This is a genomic window from Variovorax sp. KBS0712 (genome assembly GCF_006323185.2).
In the GTDB taxonomy this organism is placed as follows: domain Bacteria; phylum Pseudomonadota; class Gammaproteobacteria; order Burkholderiales; family Burkholderiaceae_C; genus Variovorax; species Variovorax boronicumulans.
Genome location: NZ_VCCD02000001.1, coordinates 1,763,020 through 1,779,778, shown reverse-complemented (window position 1 = coordinate 1,779,778; position 16,759 = coordinate 1,763,020). Strand labels below are relative to the sequence as shown.

Here is a 16,759-nt window from a genome sequence, read left to right as displayed (position 1 = left end):
TCGTTGCCGGCCGATCGATCAGTAGCCGATCGTGTAGCGCTGGCGCGAGTGCGCGGGCTTCTCGAGTTCGTCGATGAACGCGATCGCGTAGTCCTCGAAGGTGATCCAGCTGCGGCCTTCGGCGCTCACCAGCAGGTCGTCCTTGCCGAGGCGGAACTTGCCGGTGCGCTCGCCTTCGACGAATTCGGCGGAGGGCGACAGGAAGGTCCAGTCGAGGTCCTTTTCGCTGCGCAGCGCATCGAGGAACACGCCGCCGGCCGTGGCTTCGGCGCGGTAGGCATCCGGGAAGTTCGGCGTGTCGATCACTTTCAGGCCGGGCGCCGCGAACAGGCTGCCGGCACCGCCGACCACCAGCAGGCGCTTCACGCCCGCGCGCTTCACCGGCTCGATGACGGCCGCGGGCGGCACGGTGGCGAAGTGCGCGGCGCTGAACACGGCGTCATGGCCGGCCACGGCCTTTTCGAGGGCGGCGGCGTCGAGCGCGTCGACATCGACGGTCTTGACGTTGGCACGGCCCGCCAGCTTCGCGCTGGCGTGGCGGGCAATGGCCGTCACGGTGTGGCCGCGGCGCAGCGCTTCGTCGAGAAGGCGACCGCCGGCTCGTCCGGTGGCGCCGAGGATGGCGATGTGGCTCATGAGGGACTCCAGTCAAAAGTTGGGAAGGGGGTGAACCGCATCTTAGGTTTCTGGTTTCGAAAGAAATACCTCGAATTCCGCGCTTCTTTATTCCTAAAATCGTTCGAATGGACCGATTGAACGCAATGCGGGTGTTCGTGACCGTGGTGGACGCGGGCAGCCTCTCGGCCGCGGCCGACAAGCTCGACCTGTCGCGCCCGGTGGTCACGCGCTACGTGGCCGAACTGGAGCAATGGACCGGCGCACGCCTGCTGCACCGCACGACGCGCCGCCTCAGCCTCACGGCGGCGGGCGAAGAGCTGCTGCCGCGCTGCCGCCAGGTGCTCGAACTCGCGGGCGACATGCAGGCGGCGGTGCGCCATCCGGCCGACGCGCCGAGCGGGCAACTGCGCATCACCGCCAGCACCTCGTTCGCGCAGGCGCAGCTGGCCGGCGCCGTGGCCGACTACGTGCGGCGCTATCCGGGCGTGGCGGTCGACCTGGTGCTGCTCGACCGCGCGGTGAACCTGGTGGACGAGCGCATCGACCTCGCCATCCGCGTGTCGTCCGAGATCGACCCGAACCTCATCGCGCGCCGGCTCTCGGTGTGCCGTTCGGTGGTCTGTGCGACACCCGATTACCTGAAGGCACACGGCCAGCCGCAGCGCGTGGAAGAGCTGGCGCAGCGCAACTGCCTCACGCATTCGTATTTCGGCCGCAGCCTGTGGAACTTCACGCGCAAGGCCGACGGCCTGCCGGTCTCGGTGGCCGTGGCCGGCAACCTCTCGACCAACGACGCGGCCAGCCTGATGGCGCTGGCACGGGCCGGGGCGGGCATCGCGATGCTGCCCACCTATCTGACGTCGGGGTTGCTGCAATCGGGCGAGCTGGTGTCGCTCTTTCCCGATCACGAGCCGCAGGTGCTGGGGGTGTATGCGGTGTACGCCTCGCGCAAGCACATGCCGTCTGCGCTGCGCACCTTGCTCGATTTCCTGGCCGAGCGCTTCACCGAAGTGCCGGCCTGGGACACGCCTTCCTAGTGGTGGGCGTTGGCGGCGGCCGCCTCGTTCATCAGCTTGTCGGTGTAGGCGATGGCCATGGCCGAGAACAGGAACGCGATGTGGATCACGGTCTGCGCGATCAGCACCTTGTCGGTGTAGTTGTCCGCGTTGATGAAGGTCTTGAGCAGGTGGATCGAGCTGATGCCGATGATGGCGGTGGCCAGCTTCACCTTGAGCACCGAGGCGTTCACGTGGCTCAACCACTCGGGCTGGTCCTGGTGGCCTTCGAGGTCCATGCGGCTCACGAAGGTCTCGTAGCCGCCCACGATCACCATGATCAGCAGGTTGGAGATCATCACCACGTCGATCAGCGCCAGCACCACCAGCATGATCACCGTCTCGTTGAGCGCGCCGACCGGTGCGGTGGTCTTGTAGCCGATGCTCGCGATCAGGGCCTGCAGCGCATCCTTGTTGCCGAAGGCGGCTTCGACCAGGTGCAGCAGCTCGACCAGGAAGTGCACCACGTACACGCCCTGCGCCACGATCAGCCCCAGGTACAGCGGCAGCTGCAGCCAGCGGCTCGCGAAGATGAGCCGGGGCAGTGGCTTCAGCGGGGAACTGCGTGCTGGTACGGGCGCGTTCCGGGCGTCGAAAGGATCGGGGGCGGACATGAAGTAAGAAGACAGATGTAAAAAGTCGGGCGATTCTAGAGGTCTCCCAGTGACGCACTCGTGATAACCCTGCGAACTAACATCGACCCCGTCAGTGGCCCGTAAGTGCGTGCCCCGACATTACGGCCGCATTCAATCAGGAGACAAGAGCATGAGCAGCGCATCGAAGAACATTGAATCCGTCCTGGTCGAGAACCGCGTGTTCCCGCCCGACGCCCGCGCCACCGAAGGCGCCCGCATTGCCGGCATGGCCGCCTACGAGGCGCTGTGCAAGGAAGCCGAACAGGACTTCGAAGGCTTCTGGACCCGCCTGGCCAAGGACAACCTCCAGTGGACGAAGCCCTTCACCCGCACCCTGGACGAATCGAAGGCGCCGTTCTACGAATGGTTCGGCGACGGTGAGCTCAACGCCAGCGCCAACTGCCTGGACAAGCACATCGGCACCCCGGTCGAGAACAAGACCGCCATCGTCTTCGAAGCCGACGACGGCGCCGTCACCCGCGTCACCTACAAGGAACTGCTGGCCCGCGTGAGCCAGTTCGCCAACGCGCTCAAGGCGCAGGGCATCAACAAGGGCGACCGCGTCATCATCTACATGCCGATGACCATCGAAGGCGTGGTCGCCATGCAGGCCTGCGCGCGCATCGGCGCCACCCACAGCGTGGTGTTCGGCGGCTTCTCGGCCAAGGCGCTGCAGGAGCGCATCATCGACGCGGGCGCCGTGGCCGTCATCACCGCCAACTACCAGCTGCGCGGCGGCAAGGAACTGCCGCTGAAGGCCATCGTGGACGACGGCATCGCGCTGGGCGGCTGCGACACGCTCAAGACCGTGCTCGTGTACGAGCGCACGCCCACCGCGTGGAACCGCGTCGAGGGCCGCGACAAGACCTTCACCGAAGCGCTGGCCGGGCAGAGCACCGAGTGCGCGCCCGTGCCGGTCAATGCCGAGCACCCGCTGTTCATCCTCTACACCTCGGGCTCCACCGGCAAGCCCAAGGGCGTGCAGCACGCCACCGGCGGCTACCTGCTGTGGGCCAAGCTCACGATGGACTGGACCTTCGACATCCGCCCCGAAGACCTGTTCTGGTGCACCGCCGACATCGGCTGGATCACCGGCCACACCTACGTCGCCTACGGCCCGCTCGCGGCCGGCGCCACGCAGGTCGTGTTCGAAGGCATCCCCACCTTCCCGCATGCGGGCCGCTTCTGGGAAATGATCCAGAAGCACAAGGTCTCGATCTTCTATACCGCGCCCACCGCCATCCGCTCGCTCATCAAGGCGGCCGAAGGCGACGAAAAAGTGCACCCGAAGAACTGGGACCTGACCAGCCTGCGCATCCTCGGTTCGGTCGGCGAGCCGATCAACCCCGAGGCATGGATGTGGTACCACCGGAACATCGGCGGCGAGCGCTGCCCGATCGTCGACACCTTCTGGCAGACCGAAACGGGCGGCCACGTCATCACGCCGCTGCCGGGCGCCACGCCGCTGGTGCCGGGTTCGTGCACCTTGCCGCTGCCGGGCATCATGGCCGCCATCGTCGACGAGACGGGGAAAGACCTGCCCAACGGCGCCGGCGGCATGCTGGTGATCAAGCGGCCGTGGCCCTCGATGATCCGCACCATCTGGAACGACCCCGAGCGCTTCAAGAAGAGCTACTTCCCCGAAGAAATGGGCGGCACCATCTACCTGGCCGGCGACGGCGCGGTGCGCAGCGCCGACCGCGGCTACTTCCGCATCACGGGCCGCATCGACGACGTGCTGAACGTGTCGGGCCACCGCCTGGGCACGATGGAAATCGAATCGGCGCTGGTGTCCAAGACCGACCTCGTGGCCGAAGCCGCGGTGGTGGGGCGTCCCGACGACGTGACGGGCGAGGCCGTGTGCGCCTTCGTCGTGCTCAAGCGCGCGCGCCCGACCGGCGAGGAAGCCAAGCAGATCGCCAACGAGCTGCGTGCGTGGGTCGCCAAGGAAATCGGCCCCATCGCCAAGCCCAAGGACATCCGCTTCGGCGACAACCTGCCCAAGACGCGCAGCGGCAAGATCATGCGGCGTTTGCTGCGCAGCATTGCCAAGGGCGAGGCGATCACGCAGGACACCTCGACGCTGGAGAATCCGGCGATCCTCGACCAGCTGTCCGAGACGAACTGAACCCAGGGTTGGCCGAATCCGGCCAATCCGGAACAGTTGTCACGAACGCGCTGTACAGAGGTGTAGGACATGGCCGTTTGTGCGGCCATGTGCACCAAAGCGGGCTCCTTGCTGAGGTAAAACCGATGTCGTCACCGCGCGCCACGACAGGCGCGCGGCTTTTGTCATCGTGATCGGTTGTTTGCAAGGAGGCGCCACATGGGCGTGAGATCCGCTTTTCTTTTTGTCATCGTGCTGCTCATCGCGGGGCTTGCCGCGCTGAACTGGGGCACGTTGTCGGCACCCACCGACGTGTGGCTGGGCTTCATGAGCGTGTCGGCGCCGCTGGGGCTGATCATGCTGGGGCTCACGGCCGTGCTCGCGGCCTTCTTCCTCGTGTACGTGCTGTACCTGCACAGTTCGGTGCTGCTGGAGACCAAACGCCACACGAAGGAAATGCAGACCCAGCGCGACCTCGCCGACAAGGCCGAGGCCTCACGCTTCACCGAGCTGCGCAACTTCCTGGAAGCGCAGGAGAAGCAGCACATGTCGCACAACGCCGACCGGCACACGGCGCTGCTGGCGCGCATGGATCAGCTGGAAAGCGCGGTCAAGCTGCGTTCGGACCAGACTGACAACACGGTGGCGGCGCACATCGGGCAGCTCGAGGACCGCATCGAGCGCCGTCCGGTGCCCAGCGACATCAATCCGAGCATCTGACCGGGCGTGTCGCGCGCTTCGTTTTTCTTCTGATTACTTCGTCGACAACACCCAGGCTGCGAGCTTCTTCGCATCGGCTTCGCTGACCTGGTTGTTGGCCGGCATCGGCACCGGGCCCCACACGCCCGAGCCGCCCTTGATGATCTTGGTGGCCAGCGTGTTGGCCGCACCCTTGTCGTCCTTGTACTTGGCCGCGATGTCCTTGAACGACGGCCCGAGCACCTTGCGTTCGACCGCGTGGCAGCTCATGCAGTTCTTCGACGTGGCGAGGGCCAGGTCGGCAAAGGCGGGCGCCGCGAGGCCGAGGCCCAGGGCTGCCATCAACATCGTTCTTTTCATGGGGCTGTTTTCGTAAGGGCTGAGTTACATTCGATCCAACGCGATTGTAGGTAGCGCGGTGCACACGCACCGGCGGCGATACCGACCAACTCGGAGGGTATTCGCGATGTGGTTTCTGCTCTTGGGCCTGCTTGGTATAGCCCTCAAATATTTCGAAGTGGGCATGGTCGCCGGCTGGAGCTGGTGGATCGTGCTGAGCCCGTTCGCGCTGGCGCTGGCCTGGTGGGCCTGGGCCGATTCGTCGGGCTACACCAAGCGCAAGGTCATCGAGCGCGAAGAGCGACGCAAGCAGGCGCGCATCGACCGCCAGAAGACCAACATGGGCCTGCGCACCAGCAACGGTCAGCAGCGCCCGCGCCGCTGACCACGCGGCTCCGTCACCCGCGCCGCATGCCGACAGGACGCGCGCCATGGACGACGAAGCCGCCACCCACGCCTTGCTCGTCTTCGGGCTGTCGCTGCTGGTCGGGCCGGCCGTCGGTGCGCTGGTCGGGCGTTTCAAGACTTTCTTCTGGGGCGCAGGCATTGGCGCCTTGCTGATCGGCTGCGCAGGCCTGTACGGCGCGGTCACGGTGGGCTGGCAGCGCTACCAGTCGATCGCGGGCACGGCCAGCACGCAGGGCAGCCTGGTCGAGTTCGTGGAAGAGCGCAGCAAGGACAGCAAGGGCTACGTCACCACCACGCGCGCACCCCTCGTCGAATACACCGCCGCCGACGGGCAGAAACGCCGCGTCAAAGGGCTCGGCGGCAGCCTGTCGGACAAGGAGTGGGGCGATGCGGTCGAGGTGCGCTACAGCACCGCCGACCCGGCCCAGGCGCTGGTGGCCGACTTCCAGAACATGTGGGGCATCGTCTGGGGGCTCGGCCTCTTCGGCGGCTTTCCGACGATGTTCGGCCTGTTCTTCACCGGCATGGCGCTCAAGGAGGGCCGCAGGGGCCGGCCGGCGCCAGTGCGCGAGCCGACGCCCACGCAGAAGAAATGGCGCACGCGCGGCACGGTGCTGGCGAACGTGGTGTTCCTGGCCGGCTTCGCGCTGGTGTTTCTCTATCCCGACGACAGTGCGATGAAGCAGTTCGGTGCGGGTTTTCTCACCATCGGCGCGGGGGCGCTGCTGCACTTCGTCGTGCAGAGCTTTCCCCCGGCGATGGATTTCGAAGCCCGGGCCATCTTTGCGATCGTAGGTTTGGGCTTTGTCGCCTTCGGCTACGGCGCTTGGATGATGGGCTGAGTCCGCTTCAGAACTTGTCGAGCACCGCACCCGAGCTCGCGCTCGAGGCGTTGAACGCGAACTTGGCCTGCACGCCGCGCGTGTAGCGCGGGGCCGGCGGCGCCCAGCCTTCGCGGCGCTTGGCGAGTTCGGCTTCGGGCACGTTGAGTTCGAGCTTCAGTTCGTGCGCGTCGATGGTGATCGAGTCGCCTTCGTTGACGAACGCGATGGTGCCGCCCGCCGCCGCTTCGGGCGCGACGTGGCCGACCACCATGCCCCAGGTACCGCCCGAGAAGCGGCCGTCGGTGATGAGGCCGACGCTTTCGCCCAAGCCCGCGCCGATCAGCGCACCCGTGGGGGCCAGCATTTCCGGCATGCCCGGGCCGCCCTTGGGGCCGAGGTAGCGCAGCACCATCACGTCGCCGGCGACGATCTTGCCAGCCAGGATGGCCTGCAGCGCCGACTGCTCGTCGTCGAACACGCGGGCCGGGCCGGTGATGACCGGGTTCTTCAGGCCGGTGATCTTGGCCACGGCACCTTCGGGCGACAGGTTGCCCTTCAGGATGGCCAGGTGGCCTTCCTCGTACATCGGGTTGTCGATGGGGCGGATCACGTCCTGGTCGGCGCGCGGCACGTCGGGCACGTCCTTGAGCACTTCGGCGATGGTCTGGCCGCTGATGGTGATGCAGTCGCCGTGCAGCAGGCCGGCCTTGAGCAGCACCTTCATGACCTGCGGAATGCCGCCGGCCTGGTGCAGGTCGACCGCGAGGTACTTGCCCGAGGGCTTCAGGTCGCAGATCACGGGCACCTTCTTGCGCATGCGCTCGAAGTCGTCGATGGACCACTCCACGCCAGCGGCGTGAGCGATGGCCAGGAAGTGCAGCACCGCGTTGGTCGAGCCGCCGGTGGCCATGATGACCGCCACGGCGTTCTCGATGGCCTTCTTGGTCACGATGTCGCGCGGCTTCAGGTCTTTCTTGATCGCCTCGATCAGCACCTTGGCCGATTCTTTGGCCGAGTTGGCCTTTTCGTCGTGCGGGTTCGCCATGGTCGACGAGTAGGGCAGCGAGATGCCCAGCGCCTCGAACGCGCTCGACATCGTGTTGGCCGTGTACATGCCGCCGCACGAGCCCGTGCCGGGAATGGCGCGCTTCTCGATCTCGTGCAGATCTTCGTCGCTCATGTTGCCGGCGGCGTTCTGGCCCACGGCTTCGAACACGCTGACGATGTTCAGGTCCTGGCCCTTGTAGCGGCCCGGCAGGATGGTGCCGCCGTAGACGTAGATGGCGGGCACGTTGGCGCGCAGCATGCCCATGAGGCCGCCGGGCATGTTCTTGTCGCAGCCGCCGACCACCAGCACGCCGTCCATCCACTGGCCGCCGACGCAGGTCTCGATGCAGTCGGAGATGACCTCGCGGCTCACCAGCGAGTACTTCATGCCTTCGGTGCCCATCGCCATGCCGTCGGAGATGGTGGGCGTGCCGAACACCTGCGCGTTGCCGCCGGCTTCTTCGATGCCCGCGATGGCCGCGTCGGCCAGCTTCTGCAGGCCCGAGTTGCAGGGCGTGATGGTGCTGTGGCCGTTGGCGACGCCGACCATCGGCTTCTTGAAGTCGCCTTCCTCGTAGCCCATGGCGTAGAACATCGAGCGGTTGGGGGCGCGGCTCTTGCCTTCGGTGATGTTCGCGCTGCGGCGATTGATCTGGATGGTCTTGGTGTCCATGGTGTCTCTTCTGTCGTGGGAGATCGTGAGGGGAGCGCCAAGTATCGGACTTCTGATTGATTGGTTCCAATCCAATTTGAAGCGCGGATTGATATGCTTGGCATATGAATGAAGCCCTCATCGACCTGCGCGCCTGGCGCCAGTTCGTGGCCGTGGCCGAAGAACTGCACTTCGGCCGCGCCGCCCAGCGCCTGCACATGACGCAGCCGCCGGTCACGCAGGCCATTGCCCAGCTCGAAAAGACGCTGGGCGTGGTGCTGTTCGACCGCACCCGAAGGCGCGTGGCGCTCACGCCGGCCGGCGAGGCGTTGCTGCCCGACGTGCGCGAGCTGCTGGCGCGCGCCCAGGCGCTGCCGGCGCGGGCGCGTGCGGCGGCGGCAGGGCAGGTGGGGCGGGTGCGGATCGCCTTCGTCTCGACGGTCGGGTTCGAGCAACTGCCGGCCTGGGTGCGCGAGTTCCGCGTGCTGTGCCCCGAGGTGGCGCTGGAGCTGGTCGAAGCCACCGGCGACGTGCAGCTCGAAGCCTTCGCGCGCGGCGAGATCGACGCCGGCCTGATGCTGCATTCGCCGGGCGCCGCGCCGCCGGGGCTGGCCTGCCTGCCGGTCGAGGTGGAGCCGCTGGTGCTCGCATTGCCCGCCCAGCACCGGCTGGCCGAGGCGCGGCCGGTGCCGCTGGCCGAGGTGCTGGACGAGCCGCTGGTGATCTTTCCGCGCCGCATCGTGCCCTCGCTGCACGACGCGATCTTCGACCTGTACCACGCGGCCGGGCGCACGCCGCAGGTGGCGCAGGAGGCGATCCAGATGCAGACCATCGTCAACCTCGTGTCGGGCGGCATCGGCGCGGCCTGGGTGCCGCACAGCGTGATGCAGTTCCGGCGCGCGGGCGTGGTCTACCGGCAGGTCCACGAGTTCAAGGGCGTGGGGCGCCGCCGCGTGACCTTGCCGGTGTGCGAGACCAGCCTCGTATGGCCCGCGCAGGCGGCGCACCCGGCGCTGGCGCGCTTCGTGGCCTTCGTGCGCGAGCGAGCCGGTCGCGTGCCGGCGTAAGGCTCAGGCGCTGCGCGCCGTCCGGCCGGCCGGCGAGGGCGCATCGAGTGTGGCCGCCAGCAGCGTGTCGAGCCAGCCCGCGAAGGCCTGCACCCGCCGCGACAGGTTGCGCCGGTGCGGGTAGACGAGGTGCACCGGCAGCGGCTCGGCGCGCGCGTCGGGCAGCACTTCCACCAGCTCGCCGGCCGCGAGGTGCTCGCGCACGTCGTAGGCCGGGATCTGGATCAGCCCCAGCCCTGCCAGCGCGCAGGCGATGTAGGTCTCGGCGTTGTTCGCCGCCACCTGGCTGCGCAGGCGCAGCACCTGGGTCTCGCCGTCGCGCACTTGCCATTCCCACGGTGCGGCCCGGCCGCTGGTCGGCGAGGCGTAGTTGACCGCCATGTGCTGCGGCAGGTCGGCCGGCGTGCGCGGCGTGCCGTGGCGCGCGAGGTAGGCGGGGCTGGCGCAGTTGATGAGCGTGAAATGCCCCAGCGGCCGGGCCACGAGGCTGCTGCTGGCGAGCGGGCCGACGCGCAGGGCGCAGTCCACGCCTTCGAGCACGAGGTCGACCGCGCGGTCGCTGGAGCCCAGCTCGAGCTCGACCGCCGGGTGGCGTGCAAAGAAATCGGGCAGCGCAGGCGCGATCAGCAGGCGTGCGATGCGGCTGGGCACGTCGACCTTGAGCCGGCCGCTCACGCTGCTGTGCGCGGGCTGGAACTGCTGCTCCATGTCTTCCATGTCGGCCACCAGCGCGCGGGCCCGCTCGAGCAGCACCTCGCCGTCGGGCGTGAGGCCCACGCGGCGCGTGGTGCGGTGCAGCAGGCGCGAGCCCAGGCGGGCCTCGAGCTGTTGGATGGCGGTCGAGATGGTGGCGCGCGGAAGCGCCAACCGGTCGGCGGCGCGCGTGAAGCTGCCGGTTTCGGCCACGCGCAGGAAGACCTGGAGGAGTTCGATGCGGTCCATGGCGGCGGGGCTGATTGTTCGTGGTTTCAAGAACAGTTTAGCCTTGAATGAATGATTTATCTGCAACTTGGCGATCAATAGACTGGCGGCTCGTCACACATCCCGTCCCGGGTCTTTCACTCACTCAGAGGAATCCATCCATGTCCGCACGCACGCTCACGAACAAGGTCGCCGTCATCGCCGGCGGTGGCAAGAACCTCGGTGCCCTCATCGCCCACCAGCTGGTCGACGGCGGGGCCCGCGGCATCGCCATCCACTACAACAGCGACGGCTCGCGCGCCGAGGCCGAGCAGACGGCCGCCGCGCTGAAGGCCAAGGGCGCCGACACGCTGCTGGTGCAGGGCGACCTCGCGGTGGTCGAGAACAACGTGAAGCTGTTCGACCAGGCCGTGAAGCATTTCGGCCAGGTCGACCTGGCGATCAACACGGCGGGCGTGGTGATCAAGAAGCCGATCCTGGACATCACCGAGGCCGACTACGACAAGAGCTTCGACGCCAATTCGAAGGCCGCCTTCTTCTTCATCCAGCAGGCCGGCCGCACGCTGGCCGACGGCGGCAGCATCGTGACGCTGGTGAGCTCGCTGCTGGCGGCCTACACGCCGTTCTATGCCATCTACCCGGCGGCCAAGGCGGCGGTGGAGCACTTCACGCGCGCCGCCTCCAAGGAGTTCGGCGAGCGCGGCATCTCGGTGAACGCCATCGGCCCGGGCCCGATGGACACGCCGTTCTTCTACGGCCAGGAAAGCCCCGAGGCCGTGGCGTACCACAGCAGCGCCGCCGCGCTCAGCAAGTACTCGAAGAAGGGCCTCACCGACATCGAGGACATCGCGCCCATCGTGCGCTTCCTGGTCACCGAGGGCTGGTGGATCACGGGCCAGACGATCTTCGCCAACGGTGGCTACACCACGCGCTGACCCGCCGATATCCGGCAAGATGCGCCCAGGAGGACAACGCAGATGCACACAGTCATGGTGATGGGGGGCGGCTTCGCGCTGCTGGTGGTGTTTCTTCTGGGCGGCCGCTTTATGGGCGACGGCTCGGCGATGGCGCTGGCCGCGGCGGCCAAGTGGTTCATTCCGGCGTGGTTCGTCGGCGCGGGCATCAACATGGCCGTGGGCGTGCTCAAGGCCGGGTACTCGGTGGCCGAGGAGCTGCCGATCTTCCTGTTCATCTTCGCGGTGCCGGCCCTGGTGGCGGGGTTGCTGTGGTGGAAGTTCGGGCGCTGACATTGCCCTGAATGCCCCCGTGGCGGCGGCGTCATTGCGCCACGGCACAATCGTCGGATGCTCATGTATCCGCAGATCAATCCCATCGCCTTGCAGCTGGGGCCGGTGGCCATCCACTGGTACGGCCTGACCTACCTGGCGGCCTTCGCGCTGTTTTATTTCCTGGGCACGCGCCGCCTGCACCACGAGCCGTTCCGCTCGCTGGCCACGGCCGGCGTGTGGCAACGCAAGGACATCGAGGACATCCTGTTCCTGGGTGTCATGGGCGTGATCGTCGGCGGCCGGCTCGGCTACTGCCTGTTCTACAAGCCCGAGTACTACCTCACGCACCCGCTCGAGATCCTGTACGTGTGGCAGGGCGGCATGAGCTTCCATGGCGGCCTGCTCGGCGTGATCGGCGCCATGGTGTGGTTTGCGCGCTCGCGTGCGCGGCCGTTCTGGCAGGTGATGGACTTCGTCGCGCCCTGCGTGCCGACCGGCCTGGCCGCGGGCCGCGTGGGCAACTTCATCAACGGCGAGCTGTGGGGCCGCTTCAGCAGCCCCGAGCTGCCGTGGGGCATGGTGTTCCCGCAAAGCGGTTCGATGCTGCCGCGTCATCCGTCGCAGGTCTACCAGTTCCTGCTCGAAGGGCTGCTGCTGTTCGTCGTGATGTGGCTCTATGCGCGCAAGGAGCGCAAGCAGGGCCAGGTGGCCGCGGTGTTCCTCATCGGCTATGGCGTGCTGCGCTTCGTGGCCGAGTACTTCCGCGAGCCCGACGATTTCCTGGGCCTGCGCGCGCTCAGCCTGAGCCAGGGCCAGTGGCTCAGCGTGCCGATGGTGATCGGTGGCATTGCGCTGTGGATCTGGTTCGGCCGCGCCGGCAAGACGGGCAGCACCGCGCGCGCCTGACGCTCCACGCCCCCCGCACAACGCGGCGCGACACCTTCGGGTGTGCGCCGTTTTTTTCGTCCGTCTCAGGGTAATTCCGGGCCGCAAGGGCAGGGCGCGGCCCTTGCATTGCGTTAACCATGCACTCACAATTATGCGTAATTACAGGAAATTACGCGAAACGCCCACCGACTTTCCGAGTCTTCAACGCATGCGCCTGGTCCCCAATTCCCTCCACGACGAAGTCGCCGCCACGCTGCGCGAGCAGATCTTCGACGGCACGCTGTCGCCCGGCAGCTTCGTGGACGAGGTGGCCCTGTGCGAGCGGCTGTCGATCTCGCGCACGCCGCTGCGCGAGGCGCTGAAGGTGCTCACGGCCGAAGGCCTGCTGCGCCACGAGCCGCGCCGCGGCTGCTTCGTGAACGAGGTGACCGAGCGCGACCTCGACGAGATCTTTCCGGTCATTGCGCTGCTCGAAGGGCGCTGCGCCTACGAAGCCGCGCGCAACGCCAGCGACGCCGAGCTGAACGAGCTCGACGCGCTGCACGAGCGCCTGGTGCGCCACGCCAAGGCGCGGCGCATCAACGACTACTACGCCACCAACCACATCATTCACGAGGCGATCATCAAGCTCGCCGACAACAAGTGGCTGGCCCAGGTGATCGGCGACCTGCGCAAGATCCTGAAGCTCGCGCGGCTGCAGCAGCTGCACGCGCCGGGGCGGCTCGACCAGAGCCTGTCGGAGCACCTGGCCGTGTTCGCGGCGCTCAAGGCGCGCGACAGCGAAGGCGCCGACGCCGCCATGCGCACCCACATGACGCGCCAGCGCGAAGCCTTGCGCGAAGTCATGCAACAGCAGAAATCCAGGGTGATGCCGTGACACGCATCAGCACCGACACAGCCAACGGCACAGGAGCAGATCGATGAGTGCGACCGAGTGGTTCCAGGCGCGCCTGCGCATGGGCGAATCGTCCAAGGTTCCCATGGCGAGCAACGGCGCCACGAAAGTCCCGGCCCGTCACACGCCCAAGCCCAGCGCCCGCACCACCGCCGAGCGGCTGCAGGCCACGCTGCGCAAGGCCGACGAGGCGCTGTCGCCGCGCACGCTGCGCCGCGTGCTGGCCGAGCTGCAGGCGGTGATCGATCCGCGCGTGAGCGAGGTCGAGGGCGGCCGCCGCGCCCATGCCATCGCGCAGGCCTACGCCGGCGCGTCGCCCGAAGAGCGCCGCGACTACTGGGCGCTCATGAGCGAGCATTTCGCCGCCGACGCGGGCAAGCTCAAGAGCGCGCGCGACCAGCACCAGAGCGCCGTCGGCACGCCCGACGAAGGGCAGGCCGAGTTGCGCCTGCGCCGCGCGCTGGTGTCGCCGCGCATGCGGCTGCTGCAGCGCTTTGCGGTCGAGCCCGGCGGCATGCGCTTCCTGGTCGACCTGCGCGCCGACCTGCTGCCGTGCCTGAAGTCCGACAAGCGCCTGCTCGCGCTCGAGGCCGAGCTGGAGCACCTGTTTTCCACCTGGTTCGACGTGGCTTTTCTCGAGCTGCGCCGCATCGACTGGAACTCGCCGGCCTCGCTGATCGAGAAGCTCATCCGCTACGAGGCGGTGCACGACATCAAGAGCTGGTCCGACGTGAAGAACCGGCTCGATGACAGCGACCGCCGCTGCTACGGCTTCTTCCATCCGCGCCTGCCGAACGAGCCGCTGATCTTCGTCGAGGTGGCGCTGGTCGACCGCATCAGCGAAGGCATCATGCCGCTGCTCGACGAGGCCGCCGCGCCGGTGCAGCCGGCCAAGGCGACCACCGCGATCTTCTATTCGATCAGCAACACGCAAACCGGCCTGCGCGGCGTGAGCTTCGGCGACTCGCTCATCAAGCGCGTGGTCGAAACCCTGCAGGACGAACTGCCGCGCCTGAAGACCTTCGCCACGCTGTCGCCCATTCCGGGCCTGCGCGCGTGGCTCGCCAAGAACGCCGGCGAGCTGCTGCCGCGCCTGGACGAGAAGCGCGAAGCCGAACTCGGCCGCCTCGTCGGTTCGGTTCCGCCCACGGCCGAGCGCCTGCTGGCTGCGGTTGATGCGGCCGCAGAACTCGACGCGAAATCGCCGCTGCGCCAATGGCTGCTGCAGGCCACCGCCGAGTACCTGGGCCGCACGCTGGTCGACGGCACGCCGGCCGACCCGGTGGCGCGCTTCCACCTGGGCAACGGCGCGCGCGTCGAACGGCTCAACTGGGCCGGCGATCCGTCGGCCAAGGGGCTCAAGCAGTCGTACGGCCTCATGGTCAACTACCTGTACGACCTCAAGCGCCTGGACCGGCATCGCGCCTGGCTGGCCGAAGGCAAGATCGCGGTTTCGGGAGACATCGAAGGCCTGTTCCTCAAAAAAGGCTGAGTCCGTTCGCTTCGCCGCGGCAGCGCTGCGGCCCGCACCTTGACCGCCGGAGGGCGGCAACATCTACAACGACGACGACAGGAGACGAGACAGATGACGCAACAGAGTTTTCAACGACGCGATGTGCTGCGCGTCGCCGCAGCAGCCGGGGCCGTGGCCCTGTGCGGTGGCGCACGTGCCCAGGGCTGGCCGACCAAGCCCGTGACCATGGTGGTGCCGTTCCCGGCCGGCGGAGGCACCGACGCCTTCGCGCGCCCGCTGTCGGCGCAGTTCTCCCGCGCGGCGGGCCAGACGCTGGTCATCGACAACCGCGGCGGCGCGGGCGGCACCGTGGGCGCGAGCATCGCGGCCAAGCTGCCGGCCGACGGCTACTCGCTCTTCATGGGTGCCGTGCACCACGCGATCGCGCCGTCGATCTACCCCAAGCTCGACTACGACCTCGAAAAAGACTTCGTGCCCCTGATGCTGCTGGCCAACGTGCCGCAGGTGGTGGTGGTCAACCCGAAGCGGGTGCAGGCCGCGACCATCCAGGAGCTGATTGCCACCGCCAAGCGCAACCCCGGCAAGCTCAACTACGGTTCGGCCGGCTCGGGCACCTCGCACCACCTGGCGGGCGAGCTGTTCAAGCTGCAGACCGGCACCTTCATCACCCACATTCCGTACCGCGGCGCGGGCCCGGCGCTGTCCGACCTGATCGCGGGCAACGTCGACCTGATGTTCGACGGCCTGGGTTCCTCCGCGCAGCACATCAAGGGCGGCCGCATCAAGGCGCTGATGGTCGCCGGCGCCAAGCGCAACCCCGCATTCCCCGACGTGCCCTGCGCCGCCGAAGTGGGGCTGCCCGACTACACCGTCACCACCTGGTACGGCCTGTGGGCGCCCAAGGGCACGCCGGCCGAAGCGCAGACGCAGATCATCGACACGATGAAGAAGGCGCTGGGCACCGACGAGCTGAAGGCCATCTGGGCCCAGAACGGCTCCGAGATCCCGAACGTCACGAACGCCGCCTACGGCCGCTTCGTCAACGCCGAGATCAAGCGATGGGCCACCGTCGTGAAGGCCTCGGGCGCCAAGCTCGAATGACCGAGCGGCAGGTCTCGCTGCGCCGCGAAGGCGCCGTGGCGCTCGTCACGCTGTCGAACCCGGGGCGTCTCAATGCGATGACGCGCGCCATGTGGCGCGAGTTGCGCGCGGTGTTCGACGGCCTGCACAGTGACACCGCGCTGCGCTGCGTCGTCGTGCGCGGGGAGGGCGGTGCCTTCTGCGCGGGCGGCGACATCTCCGAGTACCCCTCGTTCCGCTTCGAGGAAGCGAGCCTGCGCGAATTCCACGAGAACGAAGTCTGGGCCGCGCTGCAGGCGATGCTCGACTGCCCGCTGCCGCTGGTGGCCCAGATCGAAGGCGCCTGCATGGGCGCCGGCGTCGAGATCGCCAGCTGCTGCGACATCCGCCTGGCCGGTGCGTCGGCGAAGTTCGGCGCGCCGATCGCGAAGCTGGGTTTCCCCATGGCGCCGCGCGAAGCCGCGCTGGTGCATGGCGCCATCGGCGACGTGCTGGCGCGCGACATGCTGCTGGCCGCCGGCGTGCATGGCGCGCAGCGGTTGTACGACGCCGGCTTTCTCTTGCACGTGCTGCCCGACGCCGAAGTGCCCGCTGCCGCGCAGGCCCATGCGGCGCGCATTGCCGCGCTGTCGCCGCAGGCCGCGCGCCTGCACAAGGCCACCTTCACCGCACTGAAGAGCGGCGGCGCGGCGGCGCAGCAGCTGCTGGCCACCGCGTATGACTATGCCGACACCGCCGAGCACCGCGAGGGCATCGATGCCTTCCTGGGCAAGCGCCCTCCGAATTTCCGACCTTCCTGAGCCTGCCGTTTGATGATGACG

The 16,759-nt window shown here is 67.8% G+C and carries 18 protein-coding genes; 13 read left to right on the top strand and 5 right to left on the bottom strand.

Annotation, left to right across the window (positions count from 1 at the left end):
• Positions 1 to 18: 18 nt before the first annotated feature.
• Complete coding sequence (locus tag FFI97_RS08175; RefSeq protein WP_139703728.1) at positions 19 to 636, bottom strand: NAD(P)-dependent oxidoreductase; 618 nt, start codon at positions 634 to 636, stop codon at positions 19 to 21.
• 107 nt (positions 637 to 743) lie between these two features.
• Here FFI97_RS08175 and FFI97_RS08170 point away from each other — a divergent pair, with 107 nt between their 5' ends.
• Entirely contained in the window at positions 744 to 1,655 is a 912-nt protein-coding gene (locus tag FFI97_RS08170; RefSeq protein ID WP_139703729.1) for a LysR family transcriptional regulator, read from the top strand.
• On the opposite strand, the gene FFI97_RS08165 is transcribed toward FFI97_RS08170, so the two are convergent.
• A complete protein-coding gene (locus tag FFI97_RS08165; RefSeq protein WP_062475803.1) occupies positions 1,652 to 2,287 on the bottom strand; it encodes a YqhA family protein in 636 nt (211 codons plus the stop codon). The two genes, FFI97_RS08170 and FFI97_RS08165, sit on opposite strands and share 4 nt — an antisense overlap.
• A 151-nt stretch (positions 2,288 to 2,438) precedes the next feature.
• On the opposite strand from FFI97_RS08165, the gene acs reads away from it, so the two are divergent.
• Entirely contained in the window at positions 2,439 to 4,436 is a 1,998-nt protein-coding gene (gene acs, locus FFI97_RS08160) for an acetate--CoA ligase (protein WP_095745088.1), read from the top strand.
• Between the two features lie 198 nt (positions 4,437 to 4,634).
• Complete coding sequence (locus FFI97_RS08155; protein ID WP_062482638.1) at positions 4,635 to 5,135, top strand: hypothetical protein; 501 nt, start codon at positions 4,635 to 4,637, stop codon at positions 5,133 to 5,135.
• A 33-nt stretch (positions 5,136 to 5,168) separates the two neighbouring features.
• Here the strand turns inward: FFI97_RS08155 and FFI97_RS08150 are convergent, their stop codons facing one another.
• Positions 5,169 to 5,474, bottom strand: a complete 306-nt coding sequence (locus tag FFI97_RS08150) for a c-type cytochrome (RefSeq protein WP_062482639.1) — start codon at positions 5,472 to 5,474, stop codon at positions 5,169 to 5,171.
• A gap of 106 nt (positions 5,475 to 5,580) precedes the next feature.
• Between FFI97_RS08150 and FFI97_RS08145 the strand changes: the two genes are divergently transcribed.
• Both FFI97_RS08145 and FFI97_RS08140 read left to right on the top strand, forming a co-directional pair.
• Complete coding sequence (locus tag FFI97_RS08145; protein WP_101492947.1) at positions 5,581 to 5,838, top strand: TIGR04438 family Trp-rich protein; 258 nt, start codon at positions 5,581 to 5,583, stop codon at positions 5,836 to 5,838.
• Positions 5,839 to 5,884: 46 nt separating this feature from the next.
• On the top strand, positions 5,885 to 6,703 hold the full coding sequence (locus tag FFI97_RS08140) for a DUF3592 domain-containing protein (RefSeq protein WP_139703731.1): 819 nt from the start codon (positions 5,885 to 5,887) through the stop codon (positions 6,701 to 6,703).
• Between the two features lie 7 nt (positions 6,704 to 6,710).
• Here FFI97_RS08140 and ilvD read toward each other — a convergent pair whose 3' ends face one another.
• Entirely contained in the window at positions 6,711 to 8,405 is a 1,695-nt protein-coding gene (gene ilvD / locus FFI97_RS08135) for a dihydroxy-acid dehydratase (RefSeq protein ID WP_139703733.1), read from the bottom strand.
• A 104-nt stretch (positions 8,406 to 8,509) separates the two neighbouring features.
• Between ilvD and FFI97_RS08130 the strand changes: the two genes are divergently transcribed.
• Positions 8,510 to 9,451 carry a LysR family transcriptional regulator gene (locus FFI97_RS08130; protein ID WP_139703735.1) on the top strand — a complete coding sequence of 314 codons (942 nt, stop codon included), beginning with the start codon at positions 8,510 to 8,512 and terminating at the stop codon, positions 9,449 to 9,451.
• Positions 9,452 to 9,454: 3 nt separating this feature from the next.
• On the opposite strand, the gene FFI97_RS08125 is transcribed toward FFI97_RS08130, so the two are convergent.
• Positions 9,455 to 10,393, bottom strand: a complete 939-nt coding sequence (locus FFI97_RS08125; protein ID WP_139703791.1) for a LysR family transcriptional regulator — start codon at positions 10,391 to 10,393, stop codon at positions 9,455 to 9,457.
• Positions 10,394 to 10,533: 140 nt separating this feature from the next.
• On the opposite strand from FFI97_RS08125, the gene FFI97_RS08120 reads away from it, so the two are divergent.
• From FFI97_RS08120 to FFI97_RS08090, 7 genes are all read left to right on the top strand, one after another.
• Complete coding sequence (locus tag FFI97_RS08120) at positions 10,534 to 11,307, top strand: SDR family oxidoreductase (protein ID WP_139703737.1); 774 nt, start codon at positions 10,534 to 10,536, stop codon at positions 11,305 to 11,307.
• 42 nt (positions 11,308 to 11,349) lie between these two features.
• A complete protein-coding gene (locus tag FFI97_RS08115; protein ID WP_139703739.1) occupies positions 11,350 to 11,619 on the top strand; it encodes a hypothetical protein in 270 nt (89 codons plus the stop codon).
• A gap of 57 nt (positions 11,620 to 11,676) precedes the next feature.
• On the top strand, positions 11,677 to 12,507 hold the full coding sequence (gene lgt / locus FFI97_RS08110; protein WP_139703741.1) for a prolipoprotein diacylglyceryl transferase: 831 nt from the start codon (positions 11,677 to 11,679) through the stop codon (positions 12,505 to 12,507).
• A gap of 190 nt (positions 12,508 to 12,697) precedes the next feature.
• Complete coding sequence (locus FFI97_RS08105; RefSeq protein WP_062480546.1) at positions 12,698 to 13,366, top strand: GntR family transcriptional regulator; 669 nt, start codon at positions 12,698 to 12,700, stop codon at positions 13,364 to 13,366.
• Positions 13,367 to 13,409: 43 nt separating this feature from the next.
• Positions 13,410 to 14,876, top strand: coding sequence for a malonyl-CoA decarboxylase (locus FFI97_RS08100; protein WP_139703743.1), 1,467 nt, complete (start codon positions 13,410 to 13,412; stop codon positions 14,874 to 14,876).
• Positions 14,877 to 14,969: 93 nt separating this feature from the next.
• Positions 14,970 to 15,959 carry a Bug family tripartite tricarboxylate transporter substrate binding protein gene (locus FFI97_RS08095; RefSeq protein WP_062480542.1) on the top strand — a complete coding sequence of 330 codons (990 nt, stop codon included), beginning with the start codon at positions 14,970 to 14,972 and terminating at the stop codon, positions 15,957 to 15,959.
• Positions 15,956 to 16,738 (top strand): enoyl-CoA hydratase/isomerase family protein, encoded by a 783-nt coding sequence (locus FFI97_RS08090; protein ID WP_139703745.1) that lies wholly within the window; start codon positions 15,956 to 15,958, stop codon positions 16,736 to 16,738. The genes FFI97_RS08095 and FFI97_RS08090 overlap by 4 nt, the downstream gene beginning before the upstream one ends.
• Positions 16,739 to 16,759 lie beyond the last annotated feature (21 nt).